Origin of the sequence: Mesorhizobium opportunistum WSM2075, from assembly GCF_000176035.2 — a bacterium.
Lineage (GTDB): Bacteria > Pseudomonadota > Alphaproteobacteria > Rhizobiales > Rhizobiaceae > Mesorhizobium > Mesorhizobium opportunistum.
In genome coordinates this window covers 951183-969862 of sequence record NC_015675.1, presented here as the reverse complement: position 1 = coordinate 969862, position 18680 = coordinate 951183, and the positions used below count along the sequence as shown (strand labels likewise).

At 64.3% G+C, this 18680-nt stretch carries 14 protein-coding genes; 3 read left to right on the top strand and 11 right to left on the bottom strand.

Features of this window, described 5'->3' with window-relative positions; translation table 11 throughout:
- Nucleotides 1-26: 26 nt before the first annotated feature.
- The 4 genes from lpdA to MESOP_RS04510 all read right to left on the bottom strand — a co-directional run bounded on the left by lpdA (nucleotide 27) and on the right by MESOP_RS04510 (nucleotide 5255).
- A complete protein-coding gene (gene lpdA / locus MESOP_RS04525; protein ID WP_013892145.1) occupies nucleotides 27-1418 on the bottom strand; it encodes a dihydrolipoyl dehydrogenase in 1392 nt (463 codons plus the stop codon).
- 253 nt (nucleotides 1419-1671) lie between these two features.
- Nucleotides 1672-3003 carry a dihydrolipoamide acetyltransferase family protein gene (locus tag MESOP_RS04520; RefSeq protein ID WP_013892144.1) on the bottom strand — a complete coding sequence of 444 codons (1332 nt, stop codon included), beginning with the start codon at nucleotides 3001-3003 and terminating at the stop codon, nucleotides 1672-1674.
- Nucleotide 3004: 1 nt separating this feature from the next.
- Entirely contained in the window at nucleotides 3005-4018 is a 1014-nt protein-coding gene (locus MESOP_RS04515) for an alpha-ketoacid dehydrogenase subunit beta (RefSeq protein WP_013892143.1), read from the bottom strand.
- A 4-nt stretch (nucleotides 4019-4022) separates the two neighbouring features.
- Complete coding sequence (locus MESOP_RS04510) at nucleotides 4023-5255, bottom strand: 3-methyl-2-oxobutanoate dehydrogenase (2-methylpropanoyl-transferring) subunit alpha (RefSeq protein ID WP_013892142.1); 1233 nt, start codon at nucleotides 5253-5255, stop codon at nucleotides 4023-4025.
- Between the two features lie 623 nt (nucleotides 5256-5878).
- On the opposite strand from MESOP_RS04510, the gene MESOP_RS04505 reads away from it, so the two are divergent.
- Both MESOP_RS04505 and holA read left to right on the top strand, forming a co-directional pair.
- Nucleotides 5879-6817 (top strand): IS110 family RNA-guided transposase, encoded by a 939-nt coding sequence (locus tag MESOP_RS04505; protein ID WP_013892141.1) that lies wholly within the window; start codon nucleotides 5879-5881, stop codon nucleotides 6815-6817.
- Between the two features lie 89 nt (nucleotides 6818-6906).
- On the top strand, nucleotides 6907-7953 hold the full coding sequence (holA, locus tag MESOP_RS04500; protein ID WP_013892140.1) for a DNA polymerase III subunit delta: 1047 nt from the start codon (nucleotides 6907-6909) through the stop codon (nucleotides 7951-7953).
- Nucleotides 7954-8203: 250 nt separating this feature from the next.
- On the opposite strand, the gene MESOP_RS04495 is transcribed toward holA, so the two are convergent.
- The 5 genes from MESOP_RS04495 to mnmE all read right to left on the bottom strand — a co-directional run bounded on the left by MESOP_RS04495 (nucleotide 8204) and on the right by mnmE (nucleotide 14174).
- Complete coding sequence (locus MESOP_RS04495) at nucleotides 8204-9091, bottom strand: ParB/RepB/Spo0J family partition protein (RefSeq protein ID WP_013892139.1); 888 nt, start codon at nucleotides 9089-9091, stop codon at nucleotides 8204-8206.
- A gap of 80 nt (nucleotides 9092-9171) precedes the next feature.
- Complete coding sequence (locus MESOP_RS04490) at nucleotides 9172-9972, bottom strand: ParA family protein (RefSeq protein WP_083833341.1); 801 nt, start codon at nucleotides 9970-9972, stop codon at nucleotides 9172-9174.
- A 54-nt stretch (nucleotides 9973-10026) separates the two neighbouring features.
- Complete coding sequence (gene rsmG, locus MESOP_RS04485) at nucleotides 10027-10653, bottom strand: 16S rRNA (guanine(527)-N(7))-methyltransferase RsmG (protein ID WP_013892137.1); 627 nt, start codon at nucleotides 10651-10653, stop codon at nucleotides 10027-10029.
- A complete protein-coding gene (mnmG, locus tag MESOP_RS04480; RefSeq protein WP_013892136.1) occupies nucleotides 10650-12539 on the bottom strand; it encodes a tRNA uridine-5-carboxymethylaminomethyl(34) synthesis enzyme MnmG in 1890 nt (629 codons plus the stop codon). Before mnmG ends, rsmG begins: the two co-directional genes overlap by 4 nt.
- Before the next feature lie 303 nt (nucleotides 12540-12842).
- Nucleotides 12843-14174 (bottom strand): tRNA uridine-5-carboxymethylaminomethyl(34) synthesis GTPase MnmE, encoded by a 1332-nt coding sequence (gene mnmE / locus MESOP_RS04475; protein WP_013892135.1) that lies wholly within the window; start codon nucleotides 14172-14174, stop codon nucleotides 12843-12845.
- A 68-nt stretch (nucleotides 14175-14242) separates the two neighbouring features.
- On the opposite strand from mnmE, the gene MESOP_RS04470 reads away from it, so the two are divergent.
- On the top strand, nucleotides 14243-16261 hold the full coding sequence (locus tag MESOP_RS04470; RefSeq protein ID WP_013892134.1) for a thioredoxin domain-containing protein: 2019 nt from the start codon (nucleotides 14243-14245) through the stop codon (nucleotides 16259-16261).
- Between the two features lies 1 nt (nucleotide 16262).
- On the opposite strand, the gene yddG is transcribed toward MESOP_RS04470, so the two are convergent.
- Entirely contained in the window at nucleotides 16263-17195 is a 933-nt protein-coding gene (yddG, locus tag MESOP_RS04465) for an aromatic amino acid exporter YddG (RefSeq protein ID WP_013892133.1), read from the bottom strand.
- A 168-nt stretch (nucleotides 17196-17363) separates the two neighbouring features.
- Entirely contained in the window at nucleotides 17364-18629 is a 1266-nt protein-coding gene (gene rho, locus MESOP_RS04460) for a transcription termination factor Rho (RefSeq protein WP_013892132.1), read from the bottom strand.
- Nucleotides 18630-18680: the final 51 nt, after the last annotated feature.

The window sequence follows — 18680 nt, the reverse complement described above, 5'->3', positions numbered from 1 at the left end:
CCTCCGGAGGGAGAGGAAAAGTGCCCTCAAATATGCAGCGCGTGGCCTAGCGCCTTGAGCGCTGCTTCCTGGAATCCCTCACCCTGCGTCGGATGGGCATGGATCGTGCCGGCGATGTCCTCCAGCCGCGCGCCCATCTCCAGCGCCAGCCCAAAAGCCGCCGACAATTCCGACACGCCCTGCCCGACCGCCTGGATGCCGAGCACCAGATGGTTGTCTGCGCGGGCGACGACACGAACGAACCCATCCTCGCCCATCTTCGTCATCGCCCGCCCATTGGCGGCGAACGGGAACAGGCCGATCTTGATCTCGCCGCCGAGCGCCTTCGCCTCCTCCGGCGACAGACCGGCCGTCACCAGCTCGGGATCGGTGAAACAAACGGCGGGGATTGAGCGCTTGTCCCAGCTGCGCTTGTGGCCGGCGACGATCTCGGCGACCATTTCGCCTTGCGCCATCGCCCGGTGCGCCAGCATCGGCTCGCCGGTGACGTCGCCGATGGCGAAGATGCCGCGCATCGAGGTGCGGCACTGGTCGTCGATGCGGATGAATTTTCCGGCCATGTCGAGGTCGATCTGGTCGAGCCCCCAGCCTTCGGTCACCGGCTTGCGGCCGACCGTGACCAGGATCTTGTCGGCGGCAATTTTGGCGCTCTTGCCGTCCGCGGTCTCGACCAGCAGCGCATCGCCCTTGACGCCCTTGGCCTTGGCGCCCAGCATCACTTCGACGCCGAGCTGGGCGAGCCGTTTCACGACAGGCCGGGTGAGTTCGGCGTCATACTGTGCCAGCACGCGCGGCAAGGCCTCGACCACGGTCACCGCCGTGCCCATCTTGGCGAAGGCCATCCCGAGTTCCAGCCCGATATAACCGCCGCCGACCACCGCGAGCTTCTTCGGCACCTCGTTCAACGCCAGCGCTTCCGTGGATGAAATCACTGGCCCGCCGAAAGGCAGGAACGGCAGTTCGACAGGCGCCGAGCCCGTCGCGATGACGATCGCCTCGGCGCGGATCACCTGTACGCCGGTCTCGGTCTCGACCGCGACGGTCTTGCCGTCACGGAATGTCGCCCAGCCATGCACGGTCTTCACGCCGGCCTTCTTGAGCAGGCCGGCAACGCCGCTGTTGAGCCGGCTGACAATGCCGTCCTTCCAGGCGACGGTTTTGCCGAGGTCAAGCGTAGGCGCGGCGACCGAAATGCCGAGCGGGCTCTTGCCGTCGGCCATATGCGACACCTTCTCGAACTCTTCCGCCGCATGGATCAGCGCCTTCGACGGAATGCAGCCGACATTGAGACAGGTGCCGCCGGGCTTGCCGGCCTCGACGATCACCGTATCGACGCCGAGCTGGCCGGCGCGGATGGCTGAGACATAGCCGCCCGGACCGGCCCCGATGACGAGCAGCTTGCAGGAGATTTCTTTCATCTTGGCTGTCCTTTCGGCGAACGCCACGGCGCGCCTTCCCTTCTCCCCTTGTGGGAGAAGGTGGATCGGCGCTTTAGCGCCGAGACGGATGAGGGGTGCTCCAGCGGAGTGAGGCGTTGGTGTTTCAGCGGAATGAGACGTCTGCGTTCCCTGGAACACCCCTCATCCGTCGCCTTCGGCGCCCCCTTCTCCCGCAAGGGGAGAAGGGGGAGCCTGGATCCCGACGCTTCGTGCTTCGCGATCAACATCCCCCTCAATCCACAAAGATCAGCGCTGGCGTTTCCAGCAGCGCCTTTATCCGCTGGATGAACACCGCCGCGTCCCAGCCGTCGATCACCCGATGGTCGAAGCTCGACGACAGGTTCATCATCTTGCGCGGAATGAACTGGGTGCCGTCCCACACCGGCCGCACCATCATCTTGTTGACGCCGATGATCGCCACTTCCGGGTGGTTGATGACCGGCGTCGTCACGACGCCGCCCATGGCGCCCAATGAGGTGATGGTTATGGTCGAACCGGACAGCTCGTCGCGGCTCGCAGTACCCGACTTGGCCGCTTCGGCCAGCCTGACGACCTCGGCGCCGCAGTCCCAGATGTCGCGCGCCTCGGCATGCTTGACCACCGGCACCACCAGGCCCGACGGGGTCTGCGCGGCGATGCCGATATGAATGCCGCCATGCTGGTGGATGATGCTGGCCTCGTCGTCGAACAGCGAATTGAGCTGGGGCTGCTCCGATATCGCCTTGACCATCGCCCGCATCACGAATGGCAGCAGCGTCAGCTTGGGTCTCTCCGCACCCCCCTTGGTGGAGCGCTTCTCCTTGTTGAGCGCGGCGCGCAATTCCTCCAGCGCGGTGACGTCGATCTCCTCGACATAGGTGATGTGTGGGATGCGCGACTTGGACAGCGTCATCTTCTCGGCGATCTTGCGCCGCAAGCCCACCACCTTGATGTCCTCGACCGCGTCGTTGCGGGCAAGGCCCGATGCCTTGGCCACCTGCGGCCCGCGCGCCAGGAACGCCTCGATATCCTCATGGCCGATGCGGCCGGCCGGGCCTGTTCCCGCGACCTGCCTGAGATCGATGCCGGCCTCTTTCGCGCGCAGGCGAACAGCTGGCGATGCCAGCGGCTTTTCACCCTCCGGACGCGGCGCGCCGGAGACGGATATCTTTGCCGAACTTTTCGAAGCGGCCGGGGCGGGTTTCGCCTCCGGCACACCGGCCTTCGACTGAGCTTTCGTGGTCGGCGCGGCGCTCTCGGGCTTCGGCGTCGGAAGCTTCGCCGGAGGCTCGGCGGCCACCGGCCCTGCGTTGGCGCCGCCCTGCGGCCTCACATTGCCCTCGCCAGCCACTTGCAGCCGCACGATCGGCGAACCGATCGCCACCGTGTCGCCGATCTCCGCGCCGAGCCACAGGATCTCGCCATCGACGGGCGATGGAATCTCGACCGTCGCCTTGTCGGTCATGACGGCGGCGAGCACGGTGTCCTCGCGCACGATGTCACCGACCTTGACGTGCCATTCGACAAGTTCGGCCTCGGCGACGCCCTCGCCGACATCGGGCAGCTTGATGATGTGTTCGCCCATCTTAAGCTCCCATCGTTTCAATAAGGGCTCGGCCGACCCGCGCCGGTCCGGGGAAATAGTCCCACTCCTGCGCGTGCGGATAGGGCGTGTCCCAACCGGCGACGCGGGCCACCGGCGCTTCCAGATGGTAGAAGCAGTTTTCCTGCACCAGCGCCGACAGCTCGGCGCCGAAGCCGGAGGTCAGCGTCGCCTCATGCACGACGACGCAGCGCCCGGTCTTCTTGACCGAGGCCACGATCGTGTCGAGGTCGAGCGGCAAGAGCGTCCTCAAATCGATGATCTCGGCATCGATGCCGGTCTCCTCGACTGCTGCCTGCGCGACATAGACCATGGTGCCGTAGGCAAGCACGGTGATCGCCGAGCCCGCCCTGCGGATCGCCGCCTTGCCGAGCGGCACGGTGTAGTGGCCGTCGGCGACCTCGCCGAGCTCATGCTTCGACCACGGCGTCACCGGCCGGTCGTGATGGCCGTCGAAGGGGCCGTTGTAGAGTCGCTTCGGCTCGAGGAAGATCACCGGATCGGGATCCTCGATCGCCGCGATCAGCAGCCCCTTGGCGTCATGCGGGTTGGACGGCACCACCGTCTTCAGGCCGGACACATGGGTGAACAGCGCTTCCGGGCTCTGGCTGTGCGTCTGGCCGCCGAAAATGCCGCCGCCGGTCGGCATGCGCACCACGATCGGGCAGGTGAAGTCGCCATTCGAGCGATAGCGCAGTCTGGCTGCCTCCTGGGTCAGCTGGTCGTAGGCCGGATACATGTAGTCGGCAAACTGTATTTCCACGCACGGCTTCAACCCATAGGCGGCCATGCCGATGGCCGAGCCGACAATGCCGGATTCGTTGATCGGCGCGTCGAAGCAGCGGCTCTTGCCGTATTTGGCCTGCAGGCCCTGCGTGCACCGGAAGACGCCGCCGAAGAAGCCGACGTCCTCGCCGAACACGACAACCTTGTCGTCGCGCCCCATCGACACATCCATGGCATCACGGATCGCCTCGATCATGGTCCGCCTTGGCATGGCTTCAGACTCCCGCCTGCTGGCGCTGGCGCCGGAGATGCGGCGGCATTTCGGCGTAGAGCCCTTCGAACATGTCGCGCGTCGACGGCTTGCCGCCGGCATGCAGCGTGCCGTGGCTTTCGGCCTCCTTCTGCGCCGCGATCACCGTGTCGAGGATTTCCGCCTCTGCCTGCGCGTGCCGTTCGTCCGACCAGACGCCGAGCCGGATCAGGTGGTTCTTCAGCCGCATGATCGGGTCGCCGAGCGGCCAGGCGTCGGATTCGGTCTTTGGCCTATAGGCGGAAGGATCGTCCGAGCTGGAATGCGCGCCGGCGCGGTAGGTGACATATTCGACCAGCGTCGGCCCAAGATTGCCGCGCGCCCGCTCCGCCGCCCATTTGGCCACGGCATGGACGGCGAGATAGTCGTTGCCGTCGACGCGCAGCGACGGAATGCCGAAGCCCAGCCCACGGGCGGCAAAGGTGCCCGAACCGCCGCGTGCAATGCCCTGGAAGGTCGAGATCGCCCACTGGTTGTTGACCACATTGAGCACGACCGGCGCTTTGTAGGTGGAGGCGAACACCAGTGCGGAGTGGAAGTCGGACTCCGCCGTCGAGCCGTCGCCGATCCAGGCAGCCGCGATCTTGGAATCGTTCGAGATCGCCGAAGCCATCGCCCAGCCGACCGCCTGGATATACTGCGTCGCCAGATTGCCGGAGATCGAGAAGAAGCCATGCTCCTTCGACGAATACATGATCGGCAGCTGCCGGCCCTTCAGCGGGTCGGCCTCGTTGGAGTAGATCTGGTTCATCATGGTGACCATCGGATAGCCGTCGGCGATGAGCAGGCCGGCCTGCCGATAGGTCGGGAAGTTCATGTCGCCCGGCGATAGCGCCTTGCGAAAGGCGCAGCTCACCGCCTCTTCACCGAGATGCTGCATGTAGAAGGATGTCTTGCCCTGCCGCTGCGCCATCTGCATGCGCGCGTCGAAGGTCCTGAGCGTCATCATGTGACGCAGGCCCTCCAGCAGCTCCTCGTCGGTGAGCAGCCCGGCCCACGGCCCGACCGCCTCGCCATCGCGGTTCAGCACGCGGATAATCGAGAAGGCCATGTCGCGGATGCTGCGCGGATCGACGTCGATATCGGGACGCGGCACCGAACCGGCCGAGGCAATGGTCACATTGGAGAAATCAGGCGTGCCGCCCGGCCGCACTTCCGGCTCGGGAACATGGAACCGCAACATCCCAGCATCGGTCATGACCTTTGTCCTCCAATGTTGCCTAGTGCCGATATTTGCACATCCGCGCCGCCAGACCAGTGCGAATTCGCTTGGGCAGGCCTCGCGCATCGGACCGGCCACGCCGGCATCTCGCGCATCAAGATGAAGATATGTCCGCGAAATTTCTTGTCGATGTTGAGGGCTGGCGCGCAATTAGGGCCAAGATTGCCGGGAGTTTGTCGGAAGATAAGGCGATTGGCTGGCAAGCTCGCGCCCTTCCTCTCCCCCGTCGATCGGGGGAGAGGTGTCGAGCGAAGCTCGACGGAGTGGGGGTCGACCTTTCGTTGAAGCGATGGCTCCGCCTCAGTGCCGCTTGCCTGAGTTCTTGCTCGCCAGCGTGTGCATCTCTTGCGGCGGCGCGATTGAAGAGCGGCTTCCCCCACTCCGTCGCTGCTGCGCAGCGCCACCTTGTATCTACACGAGAGCGATTTCGTGGGATTGAAGCGATTGAGCCAAGGTCCGGGCGGCCGCCCGGACCTTGGCTTGGCGAAGTCGCCCGTACCACCTGAGGCTACAGCCGCGGGAGAGCTTGGGATCTTCGCCTTCGTCACGCACGACCGAACAGTCGCTTGGTTCCAACCGTACGCACAAGGCAGGTTACCGTGAACAAGATCATTTGTGGAGTTGATGTTTCGAAGGATTGGCTGGACGCGCATGTCTGGCCAGGCGGTGCGGCAGAGCGTTTCGCCAATGACGCGACGGGCATCGCAGCTCTTTGGCTGTTCTGCCGTGGCCACGGCGCAGCAATGGCGGTGATGGAGGCGTCGGGCGGCTATGAGAGGCTGGGGTTCATGCTTTTGTGGGCGCATGGCATGCCGTGCGGCGTGGTCAATGCCAAGAGCGTGCGTCGCTTCGCCGAGGCGATGGGTTATCTGGAAAAGACCGACCGGATCGACGCTGCTGTCATCGCCCATTACAGCGAAGTCAAGAAGACGGTCCCCACGCCACCGCCGAGCGCTGCCCAGCAGCGGCTCGCCGCACTGGTTGCGCGGCTTTGCCAGGTTGTCGGCGATGCGACCATCAACAAGCAGCGCAGAAGTGCCGCACGCGACGCCGAGACATGCGCCAGCATCGAGGCCATGCTGGCCTTCCTCAAGCGCGAGCAACGACGGCTGGAAGGCGAGATTGCCTCGATGATCGACGACGATCCGCTGTGGGCCAGGCTGGAGCGGGCCTTCCGTTCGCTCAAGGGGGTGGCCGGGCGCACCGTCGCCCGCCTGATGGCCGAACTGCCTGAGATCGGCCTCATCTCCAACAAAGCCATCGCTAAGCTGGCAGGCCTCGCCCCCATCGCAGATGACAGCGGCAGGCGGGCCGGCAACAGGCATGTGCGCGGCGGACGCGCCGGGCCGCGAGGCATCCTCTTCATCGTCGCGGCCATCGTGGCCAAGTTCGATCCCCATCTCAAACCGTTCGCTCAGCGGTTGCAACAGGCCGGAAAGTCCAAAATGCTCATCCGCATCGCACTCGCCCGAAAACTCCTCGTCATCCTCAATGCAAAAGCACGCGATGCGCGAGCCGAGTTCGCAAATGCAACTTGACACCCCAGACAGTCGCTCTCCCCCCTCCGGAGGGAGAGGAAGGGTGCCAAAGCTGGAAGCCGCCCCCGCATCATGCTAACCCACCCTTCATGGCACAGAAGAAAGCTTTCGAGGTCGATTCGTGGCTCGCGAAGCCTGACGCGCGCATCTCAATCGTCCTGCTTTACGGCCCCGATCGCGGCCTCGTTTCCGAGCGCGCGAAAGCCTTTGCCGCAAAGACCGGCCTGCCGCTCGACGATCCCTTCTCGGTGGTCCGGCTCGAGGGCTCGGAGGTCGATCGCGACGAGGGCCGGCTGCTCGACGAGGCCCGCACCGTGCCGATGTTTTCAGACCGGCGCCTGCTCTGGGTGCGCAATGCCAGCGGCCAGAAGGCGCTGGCCGACGATGTCAAGGCGCTGGCCGCCGAGCCCGCGCGCGATGCCATCATTCTTATTGAAGCCGGCGATTTGAAAAAAGGCGTCGGGCTGCGCGCCGTGGTCGAGGCCGCAGACATAGCCATGGCGCTGCCCTGCTATGCCGATGAGGCACGCGACATCGATACGGTCATCGATGACGAGTTGCGCAAGGCCGGCATGTCGATGACGCTGGAGGCGAGGCAGGCGCTGCGCCGCAATCTCGGCGGCGACCGGTTGGCCTCACGCGGCGAGATCGAGAAGCTCGTTCTCTACGCCCACGGCCAGAAGGAAATCGGGCTCGAAGAGGTGCGGGCCATGTCGGGCGATGTGTCCGGCGCTTCGTTCGACGACGCCGTCGACGCGCTGCTCGAAGGCAAGGTCGGCGACTTCGACACCGCCTTCACCCGTCACTGCCAGTCCGGCGGGCCACCTTTCCTGGTGCTGTCCTCGGCCATGCGCCAGCTGCAGCAGATCCAGGTGATGCGCGGCCAGATGGAACAGGGCGGCCGCAACGCGGCCTCGGTCGTCGCCGGCGCCCGCCCCCCGGTTTTCTTCTCGCGGCGCAAGCTCGTCGAGAAGGCGCTGGAGCGCTGGAGCAGCGACGCGCTTGGCCGTGCATTGACCCGGTTGCAGACGGCAGTATTGCAGACGCGGCGGCGGCCGGATCTGTCGGCGGCGCTGGCAAGACAGGCGTTGCTGGGCATCGCGGTGGAAAGCGCGAGGCTGGGGCAGCGTGGCTAATCTCCCCCCTCGAGGGGGAGATGTCGCCGAAGGCGACAGAGGGGGTCGGCACGACCGGACGCCAACCTCTTCTTCCCCTTCAGCAGGACGCCGGCGCTTGATGGAGACGACCTCCTCTGGCCTGCCGGCCATCTCCCCCTCAAGGAGGGAGATTGGCAGCCTCGCCGATTTCGCCAATCATCGAGACTGAAAAAGAGAAGGGCTGGCAACGCCAGCCCACGCCGAATCCCGAAGGTATTTCGCCGGCTAACTACCGTTCCTGCTTCAACCGCCGGCACAGCTCGTCGAGCTGCTCCAGCGACCGATACGAAACCCTTAACTCGCCGCCCTTGCCCTTGTGATCGATGGCCACGATCATGCCGAGCGTGTCGGTCATCAGCTTTTCCAGCGCCAGCGTGTCGGCATCCTTTTCCGGCGCGCCCTGCGGCTGCTTCGGCTTGGCCGGCGTGGGACCGACCGGCATCTGCGCCAACGCCTCGGCCTGGCGCACCGAAAGGCCCTCCTCGACGATGCGCTTGGCCAGACCGGCCGGATCCTCCGCGGTGACCAACGTACGGGCATGACCCGCCGACAGCGCGCCGTCGACCAGCATGTCGCGGATCACATCCGGTAGCTTCAACAGCCGCAGCGTGTTGGCGACGTGGCTGCGGCTCTTGCCGATGACATTGCCGAGATCGGCCTGGGTGTAGCCGTGCTCGTCGATCAGCTGCTGATAGCCCTGCGCTTCCTCGACCGCGTTGAGGTCGGCGCGCTGGACGTTCTCGATGATCGCCAGCTCGAGCGCGGTGCGGTCGTTGACCTCGCGGATGATGACCGGGATCTCGGTCAGACCGGCGCGCTGCGCCGCCCGCCAGCGCCGCTCGCCGGCGATGATCTCGTAGCGGCCCGCCTGCGTCGGCGATGGCCGCGCCACCACCGGCTGCACCACGCCATGCTCGCGGATCGACTGGGCGAGATCGGTCAACTCGGCATCGCCAAAATGCCGGCGCGGATTTTTCGGGTTCGGGCTGATGAACTCGATCGGCACCTTGCCATCGGCGCTCATGCCGGGCTTTTCGGGTGCCGCCGGCCGGTCGATTTCGCCGATCAGTGCTGCCAGCCCACGGCCCAGTCTCTTTCTCGAAAGGTCTTCGCTCATCTTTATTCCAAGTCTTCTTTATTCAAGGTCTCAAGATCGTTTCGGTATCGAATCGGCTGTTAGTCCTGCATCCGGTCTAATCAAGCGGCACGCAATTTGCGCTCGCGACGGATCACTTCCGAGGCCAGTTGCAGATAGGCCTGGCTGCCGGAGCACTTCAAATCGTAAAGGATCGCCGGCTTGCCGTAGGACGGCGCCTCGGACACCCGCACATTTCGCGGAATGATGGTCTCATAGACCTTGTCGCCCATATGCTGCCGCACGTCCTGAACCACCTGGTTGGCGAGATTGTTGCGGCCGTCATACATGGTCAGCACGATGCCCTGAATGGTGAGGTCCGGATTGATCGAGCGACGGACCTGCTCGACGGTTTCCAGCAATTGGCTGAGGCCTTCGAGCGCGAAGAACTCGCATTGCAGCGGCACGAGAACAGAATCGGCCGCGGCCATTGAATTCAAAGTCAAAAGGTTGAGTGACGGCGGGCAATCGATCAGCACATAGCCGAACGGCGCTCCGCGCTCGGTCGCGGCGCGCAGCGCGTTGCGCAGTTTGAGCACCCGGTCGGGCGCCGAGGCGATCTCCATTTCGATGCCGAGCAGGTCGAGCGTCGACGGCACGATCGACAGGCCTGGCACCGCGGTCGGGATGGCCGCTTCTTCCAGCTCCAGCTCGCCGGTCAGCACGTCATAGGACGACACCGTCCGGTCCTTGCGGTCGATGCCGAGGCCGGTGCTGGCGTTGCCTTGCGGGTCGAGATCGACGATCAGCACCTTTTCGCCGATCGCGGCCAGCGCGGTGGCGAGGTTGATGGCGGTGGTGGTCTTGCCGACACCGCCCTTCTGGTTGGCTACGGTGATGATTCGGGGGCCGTTCTTCATCATGGATTTATGCCAGAAATTCATTTTTGGGTCGCCAATGGCTCGACGAGTCGAAGATCAGACAGGTCGCAGGTCGGACAGTTCGAGGATGACGCCATGCGGGTCGGTCACACTGGGATGTTCTACCAGATCGAAGGCCCATCGGTTAACGCTTTCTTGCACTTCGGCCCGATAATCCCGGCCTTTGTGGAACAGGCCGCGCGCGCCGGTCGTCAGCCAGGGCGCCGACAGATCCAGCAGCGTCGGCAGCGAGGCCAAGGCCCGCGCCGTGACGATTTGCGGTGTCGAAACAAGCGCATGGCTTTCGTCGATGCGGCGGGCCACGACCCGGGCCGGCAGGCTGAACTGACCAACAACGGCCTGCAGGAAGGAAGCTTTTTTGCGGTTGCTTTCCACCAGGTCGATGCTGGCGCCGTCGCGCTCGGCAAGCAGGAAAGCCATCACGAGGCCGGGAAATCCGCCGCCCGAGCCGATGTCGACCCAGCGCTTGGCATCAGGCTCCAGTCGCGCCAGCTGCGCGCTGTCCAGGATGTGACGCTGCCAGACGTCGCCCGATGTCGACTGCGCCACGAGATTGATGCTGCGGTTCCATTTCTGGAATATCTCTTCGAACGCCACCAGGCGATCGAATGTTTCACGTGAAACCGGACCGGCCGCGCCCTGCAGGCTCTCTAGTGAGCTCACGCAACAACTCTTCGTTCGCTCTGCGGCCTCTGTGCAGCCTCATGGTGCCGGACATGGGCCACAATGATCGCCAGCGCCGCCGGCGTCATACCTTCCATGCGCTGCGCGTCGGCAATGGAACGCGGCCGCCGCGCCTGCATCTTCTGCTTCAATTCATTGGACAGGCCAGGCACGCCGGCGAAATCGACGGTTTCCGGGATCAGCCGGCTCTCCTCATGGCGAATCTGCGCAACATCGGTCTTCTGCCGATCGAGATAGACGGAATATTTCGCCTCCGTTTCGAGACGCTCCGCCGTCTTGGCATCGACCGCGCCAAATCCCGGCTCGACCCTGGCCAGCCAGGCCACATCGACATCGGGATAGGCCAGCAGCTCATAGCCGGACCGGCGCACACCATCCCTGTTGATCTCCAACCCGTGCCGCGCCGCCTCATTGGGGGTCATCGTCAGTGCCGTCGCCAGCGCTCGCGCCTCGTCTAGCCGGCGCATGGCGTCGCCGTACCGCTGCATCCTTTGCGCCGAGGCAATTCCCAGCTTTGCAGCGAGAGGCGTCAACCGCTCATCCGCATTGTCGGCGCGCAGCGACAGCCGGAATTCGGCGCGCGAGGTGAACATCCGGTAGGGTTCGCTGATGCCGCGGCTGGTCAGGTCATCGACCATAACGCCGATATAGGCCTCGGTGCGGCTGAGCACGATCTGCTCGCCGCCCGATGCGCGCCGCGCCGCGTTGAGCCCCGCAAGCAAGCCTTGGCCCGCGGCTTCCTCATATCCGGTCGTGCCATTGATCTGTCCGGCCAGGAACAGCCCGGCGACACGCTTCGTCTCCAACGTCTGACTGAGCTCGCGCGGATCGACATGATCATATTCGATGGCATAGCCGGGCTGCAGCATCACAGCCCGCTCCAGCCCGGGAATGGTCTTCAGGATGTCGAGCTGCACATCCTCCGGCAGCGAGGTCGAAATGCCGTTGGGATAAACCGTGTCGTCGTCGAGCCCTTCTGGCTCGAGGAAGATCTGGTGGCCGTCGCGGTCACCGAACTTGACGATCTTGTCCTCGATCGACGGGCAATAGCGCGGCCCCACGCCCTCGATCGAGCCGGAATACATGGCGGAGCGAGCGAGATTGGCACGGATCAACTCATGCGTGGCCGTGGTCGTGCGGGTGATGCCGCAATCGATCTGAGGCGTCTCGATGCGATCGGTCATCAGCGAGAACGGCACGGGATCGTCATCCGCCGCCTGGCTTTCCAGCGACGCCCAATCGATGGTCCGCCCATCCAGCCGCGGCGGCGTGCCGGTCTTCAGGCGGCCGAGCGCGAAGCCCGCACGGCTCATCGTTGCCGACAGGCCAAGGCTCGCCTGCTCGTTCATGCGGCCGGCGACAATCTTCTTCTCGCCGATATGAATAAGCCCGCGCAGAAAAGTACCGGTGGTCAGCACCACGGCGCCGCAGGCAAGTCGCCTTCCATTGGCGAGGAGCACAGCGGCGATCCGTCCCTCTTCGATCTCAAAGTCGAGCACTTCGGCCTCGATCACGTCGAGATCGTTCTGCTGCCGAATCGCTTCCTGCATGGCAAGGCGATAGAGCTTCCTGTCAGCCTGGGTGCGCGGTCCGCGCACCGCCGGGCCCTTGCGGCGGTTGAGCAGGCGGAATTGGATGCCGGCAGCATCCGCAACCCGGCCCATCAGCCCGTCCATGGCGTCGATCTCGCGGACGAGATGGCCCTTGCCGAGCCCGCCGATCGCTGGGTTGCAAGACATCACGCCGATCGTGTCGAAGCGCAGCGTCACCAGCGCCGTGCGGGCGCCGGCGCGCGCGGCAGCACTGGCCGCCTCGCAACCCGCATGGCCGCCGCCCACCACAACCACCTCATAGTGATCGGTCATTTCCAAATCCTGGACTCGAATAGAATGCAGGGACACATGTCCCCGCAAGATCAAGCTGTCAAGAAAACTTCGCGGCTAGTTTCACGTGAAACAGGGCAATGCGTCTATACCCTCCCCCTTGTGGGGAGGGTCGCTGCGAAGCAGCGGGGTGGGGGGTGCGGCGCTGACCCCCACCCGGACCTGCGGTCCGACCTCCCCACGAGGTAGGGCGTGGCGCCGTGTTTTCGCTGAGTCACCACGGCTGGCGATGTTTCACGTGAATCACCAACCGTCCCTTTCAGGCGCGTGCGTGTTTCACGTGAGTCATTTTCCGATGCAGAATTGCGAGAAGATAACGTCGAGCATATCCTCGACGTCGATGGCGCCGACAATCCGGCCCAGCCGATCGGCGGCCAACCGCAGCTCCTCGGCACGCAGCTCCTGGCCGGCAACGCCACTGTCGATGGCGCGAACCAGATGCCGCTTTGCTTCGTCGAGCAATTCGACATGGCGCAGCCGCGACGGCAGGACATCGCCAACGTCGCCTGCCGCATCCGCCGCGCGCCGGCCGATCTCCGCCAGCAACGCATCCACCCCGGCCCCGTTCACGACGGAAATAACGAGATCATACCGTCTGGCCGCTTCCGCGGACGCTTGCGCGTCCAACAAATCGAGCTTGGTTCCGACGCGCAATGCCGGGATCGCCGCCGACAACGGCCCGATATCCCCGGGGTCTGCTACGTCTTCCAACACCAGCAGGAGATCGGCGCGGTCGGCCTTCGCCCTCGCCCTTTCAATGCCGATCGCCTCGACCTTCCCTGGCGTGTCCCGCAACCCGGCCGTATCCGTCAGCCGGACGCGCAGCCCTCCGAGATCCAGCGCCACTTCCAGCAGATCCCGCGTCGTGCCCGGCTCATCCGTTACAATAGCGGCATCTCTCCGCGCCAAGGCGTTGAACAGGCTCGACTTGCCGGCATTGGGCGCACCGAGAATGACGACCTCGAACCCATCGCGAATGATCTCGGCGGCATGGAATCCGGCAATGTGCCGATCGATCTCGTCGACCATTACATGCACATCAGACCAAACCGCATCCGAAACGGAACCGGGCACATCATCCTCGTCGGCAAAGTCGATCTCCGCCTCGATCATCGCCCGCGCATGGATCAGTCGCCGACGCCAGCCGAGATAGAGTTCGCTCTGGGCGCCCTCGGTATTGCGGATGGCGAAGCGGCGCTGCGCCTCGGTCTCGGCATTGACCAGATCGGCGAGTGCTTCGGTCTCGACCAGGTCAACCTTGCCGTTCAGGAAGGCGCGGCGCGTGAATTCACCGGGTTCTGCGTGCCTGACGCCGTCAAAACCGGCGATCGTCTGCAGCATTCCAGCGACAACAGCGCGCCCGCCGTGGACATGGAATTCCGCGACGTCCTCTCCGGTGAAACTGGCCGGACCGGGGAAGAAGACGACCAGGCCGTTGTCCAGCACCGTTCCATCCGGCGCTTTGAACGCGCGCAGGGTCGCCGCGCGCGCCTTAACCATCCCGCCGGCAATCGTTTCGACTACGAATCGAGTCTGCGGGCCGGAAATGCGCAGCACCGCGACCCCAGCCGGCAGCCGGCCGCTCGACAGTGCAATGATGGAATCGCCTGAAAACATTTGCCCGCTTTGTTGAACCGCCCTAGCTTCCGCCACACGTTGAACCGAGTTTGCCCGAGTTGCCTGCCGTGACATTGCCCGCGAAAAACCTGCTTGCCGACGAAGCCAGCCCCTATCTGCAGCAGCATAGCGGCAATCCCGTCCATTGGCGGGCCTGGTCGCCGGCTTCTCTCGAGGAGGCAAAGGCCCTGGGCAGGCCGATCCTCCTCTCCGTCGGCTATGCCGCCTGTCACTGGTGCCACGTCATGGCCCATGAAAGCTTCGAGAATGACGACGTCGCCGCCGTCATGAACCGTCTGTTCGTCAATATCAAGGTCGACCGCGAGGAGCGTCCCGACATCGACCAGATCTACATGGCGGCCTTGTCCTCCATGGGCGAGCAGGGTGGGTGGCCGCTGACCATGTTCCTGACGCCGGACGGCAAGCCGTTCTGGGGCGGCACCTATTTTCCGCGCGAGGCGCGCTATGGCCGACCGGGTTTCATCCAGGTGATGGAGGTCGTCGACAAAGCCTGGCGCGAGAAGCGGGCGAGCCTGCACCAGAGCGCCGACGGCCTCACCACCCATGTCGAGGCGCGGCTTTCCGGCACGCATTCCAGGGCGCTTCTCGATCGCGACACGCTGTCCGAACTCGCCGGCCGCATCGACGGCATGATCGACCGCGATCTCGGCGGCCTGCGCGGCGCACCAAAATTCCCCAACGCGCCATTCATGCTCACCCTGTGGCTGTCCTGGCTGCGCGACGGCAATGCCACCCACCGCGACGACGTGCTCGTCAGCCTCGAGCGGATGCTGGGCGGCGGCATCTACGATCATATCGGCGGCGGGCTCAGCCGCTACTCGACCGACGCGGAATGGCTGGTGCCGCATTTCGAGAAGATGCTCTACGATAATGCGGAGTTGATCCGCTTCTGCAACTGGGCCTTTGCCGCAAGCGGCAATGATTTGTTCCGGGTACGAATCGAAGAAACCGCCGATTGGCTGCTGCGCGAAATGCGCGTCGATGGCGGCGCCTTTGCCGCCAGCCTCGACGCCGACAGCGATGGCGAGGAAGGGCTGTTCTACACCTGGAGCAGAGACGAGATAGAAGCCGCCCTCGGCGACGATTCTGCCTTGTTTTTCAAGTACTTCACACTTGCCAGCCCGCCAGCTTGGGAAGGCAAGCCAATCATCCACCAAACCAGCGCCCAGCTGTCCGAGAGCGTTGCCGATCGTGAACAGCTCATCCCGCTCAAGGCCAGGCTTCTTGCCGTGCGCGAGGGGCGCGTCAGGCCAGGCCTCGACGCCAAGACGCTCACCGACTGGAACGGCCTGATGATTGCTGCGCTGGCCGAAGCCGGCCGCTCGCTGGCGCGGCCCGACTGGATCGATGCCGCAGCAAAAGCCTTCGCACATATCAGCGCCGCCAGCCGCGACAACCGCTTGCCGCATTCGATGCTCGGCGCCCAGAAATTGTTCCCGGCTCTGTCGAGCGATTATGCCGCCATGACCAATGCCGCGATCTCGCTGTTCGAGGCGTCCAGCGATTGGAGCTATATCGACCATGCCGGCCGGTTCGTCCAACAGCTCGACCTCTGGCATGCCGATGCCTCGGGAACAGGCTATTATCTGACCGCTTCGGACAGCACAGACGTGCCGATCCGCATCAGGGGCGATGTCGACGAAGCCATTTCATCGGCCGCCAGCCAGATCATCCAGGCACTGGTCCGGCTCGCCTCCGTCACAGGCGATGTCGACCTGCAGGAGCGGGCCTGGACGATCGCCGAACATGCCGCCGGCCGCGCCGAGCACCAGGCCTATGGCCAGGCCGGCATCGTCAATGCCTGCGCGCTTGCCATCGAACCGCTGAAACTGGTCATCGTGGACGCGCCGGAGGATCCAAAGCTCGTTCCGGTAGCGAATAGAAGCCCCGACCCGCGGCGCGTCGATATCATCGTGCCGATCGGTACGGCAGCGAATCGACCCTTGCTGCCGGGTGGAATCCTGCCGCCGACCAACAGGCCCGGCGCCTGGCTGTGCACCGGTCAGGTCTGCCTTCCCGCCGTGACCGATCCGGAAGAGCTCGAGCGTCTCCTGCGTCGCCGATAGATCACGTGCCCTCAGCCCGCGACGCCGGAGCCAAAATTGCCGTTTCAACCGGCGCCGCGGCGGGCCGCGACTTGAACAGCAAATCCTTGGCGGCAACCATCGCGCCTATCGTGATGAGCACGCAGGCGAGCGCCACCGACCAATGGAACACGCCGAACCCTGCCAGCAGCAGCACGATCACCGAAAACAGCGGCGCGGCGTAGGACAAGGCGCCGAGGATCATGATGTCCCCGTGCTTGCAGCCATAGTCCCAGGCGTAGAAGCCGGCGCCCAGCGGGATCGCACCGAGGACGAGGATGGCACTCCATTGTGTCACGGTCTGCGGCCAGACGGTGGTCTCGAGCGTCAGGTGAAGTGCGAAGGCGACCGCCGCAGTGATGAAGCAATAGCCGGCCACGACATCGGTCGGCACCTGGCCGAACCGGCGTGACAGCACCGAATAGCCGGCCCAGATGAAGGCGCAGAACAGCGCTATGACATGGCCCTTCATCACGCCGTTGGCGAGGCCGATAGTGCCGCCCTTGGTGATCACCACGATCGCGCCGGCAAGACCAAGGACAACACCGACAATGTGGTGTACCCGCAGCCTTTCACCCGGCAGGAAGGCGGCGAAAACGACGATCAGCAATGGCCAGAGATAGGCAATCAGGCTGACCTCGACGGGCGGCGCCGACTGGATCGCGAAGAAATAGGCGCAATGGTAGATGCACAGTCCCGCAACCCCTGTCGCCCAGACAGGCCATGGCTGCCGCAGCGACCGGATAGCCCCCGGCCGGAAGATCCAGCTGCTTGCACCGGCGAGCGCCCCAAGCAGGAATGTCATGGCCGCAAGCTGAAAGGGCGGGATCGGCCCCGCCGCCGTCGACAGCAGCGCCAGGAAGGACCAGGTCAGGATGGCCGAAAAGCCGATCAGGGTCGGGATTGTCTTTTTCACGTCGTCGGCACCTGCGAAGTGCTACTCGTCGCATGAAGACGGCGTTGCGTGCTGCCGCATATGGCCATTCGGTATCGGGAATGCGACCTGATCCCGCCAAAGCAAAACCCCATCCCGGTCTCCCGGAATGGGGCTCAATGCAAAAATCCGAACCTTTCGGACCGACCGTTACGTGTTCATCGAATCGAAGAAGTCGGCGTTGGTCTTGGTCTGCTTCAGCTTGTCGATGAGGAACTCGATTGCGTCGGTGGTTCCCATCGGCGCCAGGATGCGACGCAGCACGAAGATCTTCTGCAGGTCGGCGCGCGGCACCAGCAGGTCCTCCTTGCGGGTACCGGACTTGAGGATGTCCATGGCCGGGTAGATGCGCTTGTCGGCGACCTTGCGGTCGAGCTGGATTTCGCAGTTGCCGGTGCCCTTGAACTCTTCGAAGATGACTTCGTCCATACGGCTGCCGGTGTCGATCAGCGCGGTGGCGATGATGGTCAGCGAGCCGCCTTCCTCGATGTTGCGGGCCGCGCCGAAGAAGCGCTTCGGCCGCTGCAGGGCGTTGGCGTCGACACCGCCGGTCAGCACCTTGCCGGAGGACGGCACCACGGTGTTGTAGGCGCGGCCGAGGCGGGTGATGGAATCGAGCAGGATGACGACGTCGCGGCCGTGTTCGACCAGGCGCTTGGCCTTCTCGATCACCATTTCGGCGACCTGCACGTGGCGCACCGCCGGTTCGTCGAAAGTCGAGGATATGACCTCGCCCTTCACCGAGCGCTGCATGTCGGTCACTTCTTCCGGCCGCTCGTCGATCAGCAGCACGATCAGATAGCATTCCGGGTGGTTGGCGGTGATCGAATGGGCGATGTTCTGCATTAGCACCGTCTTGCCGGTGCGCGGTTGCGCGTTGATCAGCGCGCGCTGTCCCTTGCCGATCGGCGCCACCAGGTCGATCACGCGCGGCGAGATGTCCTTGCTCGTCGGATTGTCGATCTCCATCTTCAGCCGCTTGGTCGGATAGAGCGGCGTCAGATTGTCGAAGTGGATCTTGTGGCGGATCTTTTCGGGGTCGTCGAAATTGATCGTGTTGACCTTGAGCAGCGCGAAATAGCGCTCGCCTTCCTTCGGGCTACGGATCGGCCCCTCGACGGTGTCGCCGGTCTTCAATGAAAAGCGGCGGATCTGCGAGGGCGAGATGTAGATGTCGTCGGGACCGGGCAGATAATTGGCATTGGCCGAGCGCAGGAAGCCGAAGCCGTCCTGCAGCACCTCGACCACCCCGTCGCCGATGATCTCGATCTCCTGGGCGGCCAGTTTCTTCAGGATGGCGAACATCAGCTCCTGCTTGCGCATGACGCTGGCGTTTTCCACCTCGAGCGATTCGGCATAAGCGATCAGCTCTGGCGGTTTCTTGTTCTTGAACTCTGCGAGTTTCATTTCTTGCATAGACGGACTCTGAATCTGCTTTGGGGAAAATATATCGGCGGGATGCGACAA

Bases quoted from the DNA above. Each gene is read 5' to 3' on its own strand.
- lpdA (WP_013892145.1), bottom strand. From the start codon at position 1,418: ATGAAAGAAATCTCCTGCAAGCTGCTCGTCATCGGGGCCGGTCCGGGC.
- MESOP_RS04520 (WP_013892144.1), bottom strand. From the start codon at position 3,003: ATGGGCGAACACATCATCAAGCTGCCCGATGTCGGCGAGGGCGTCGCC.
- MESOP_RS04515 (WP_013892143.1), bottom strand. From the start codon at position 4,018: ATGCCAAGGCGGACCATGATCGAGGCGATCCGTGATGCCATGGATGTG.
- MESOP_RS04510 (WP_013892142.1), bottom strand. From the start codon at position 5,255: ATGACCGATGCTGGGATGTTGCGGTTCCATGTTCCCGAGCCGGAAGTG.
- holA (WP_013892140.1), top strand. From the start codon at position 6,907: ATGGCACAGAAGAAAGCTTTCGAGGTCGATTCGTGGCTCGCGAAGCCT.
- MESOP_RS04495 (WP_013892139.1), bottom strand. From the start codon at position 9,091: ATGAGCGAAGACCTTTCGAGAAAGAGACTGGGCCGTGGGCTGGCAGCA.
- MESOP_RS04490 (WP_083833341.1), bottom strand. From the start codon at position 9,972: ATGATGAAGAACGGCCCCCGAATCATCACCGTAGCCAACCAGAAGGGC.
- mnmG (WP_013892136.1), bottom strand. From the start codon at position 12,539: ATGACCGATCACTATGAGGTGGTTGTGGTGGGCGGCGGCCATGCGGGT.
- mnmE (WP_013892135.1), bottom strand. From the start codon at position 14,174: ATGTTTTCAGGCGATTCCATCATTGCACTGTCGAGCGGCCGGCTGCCG.
- rho (WP_013892132.1), bottom strand. From the start codon at position 18,629: ATGCAAGAAATGAAACTCGCAGAGTTCAAGAACAAGAAACCGCCAGAG.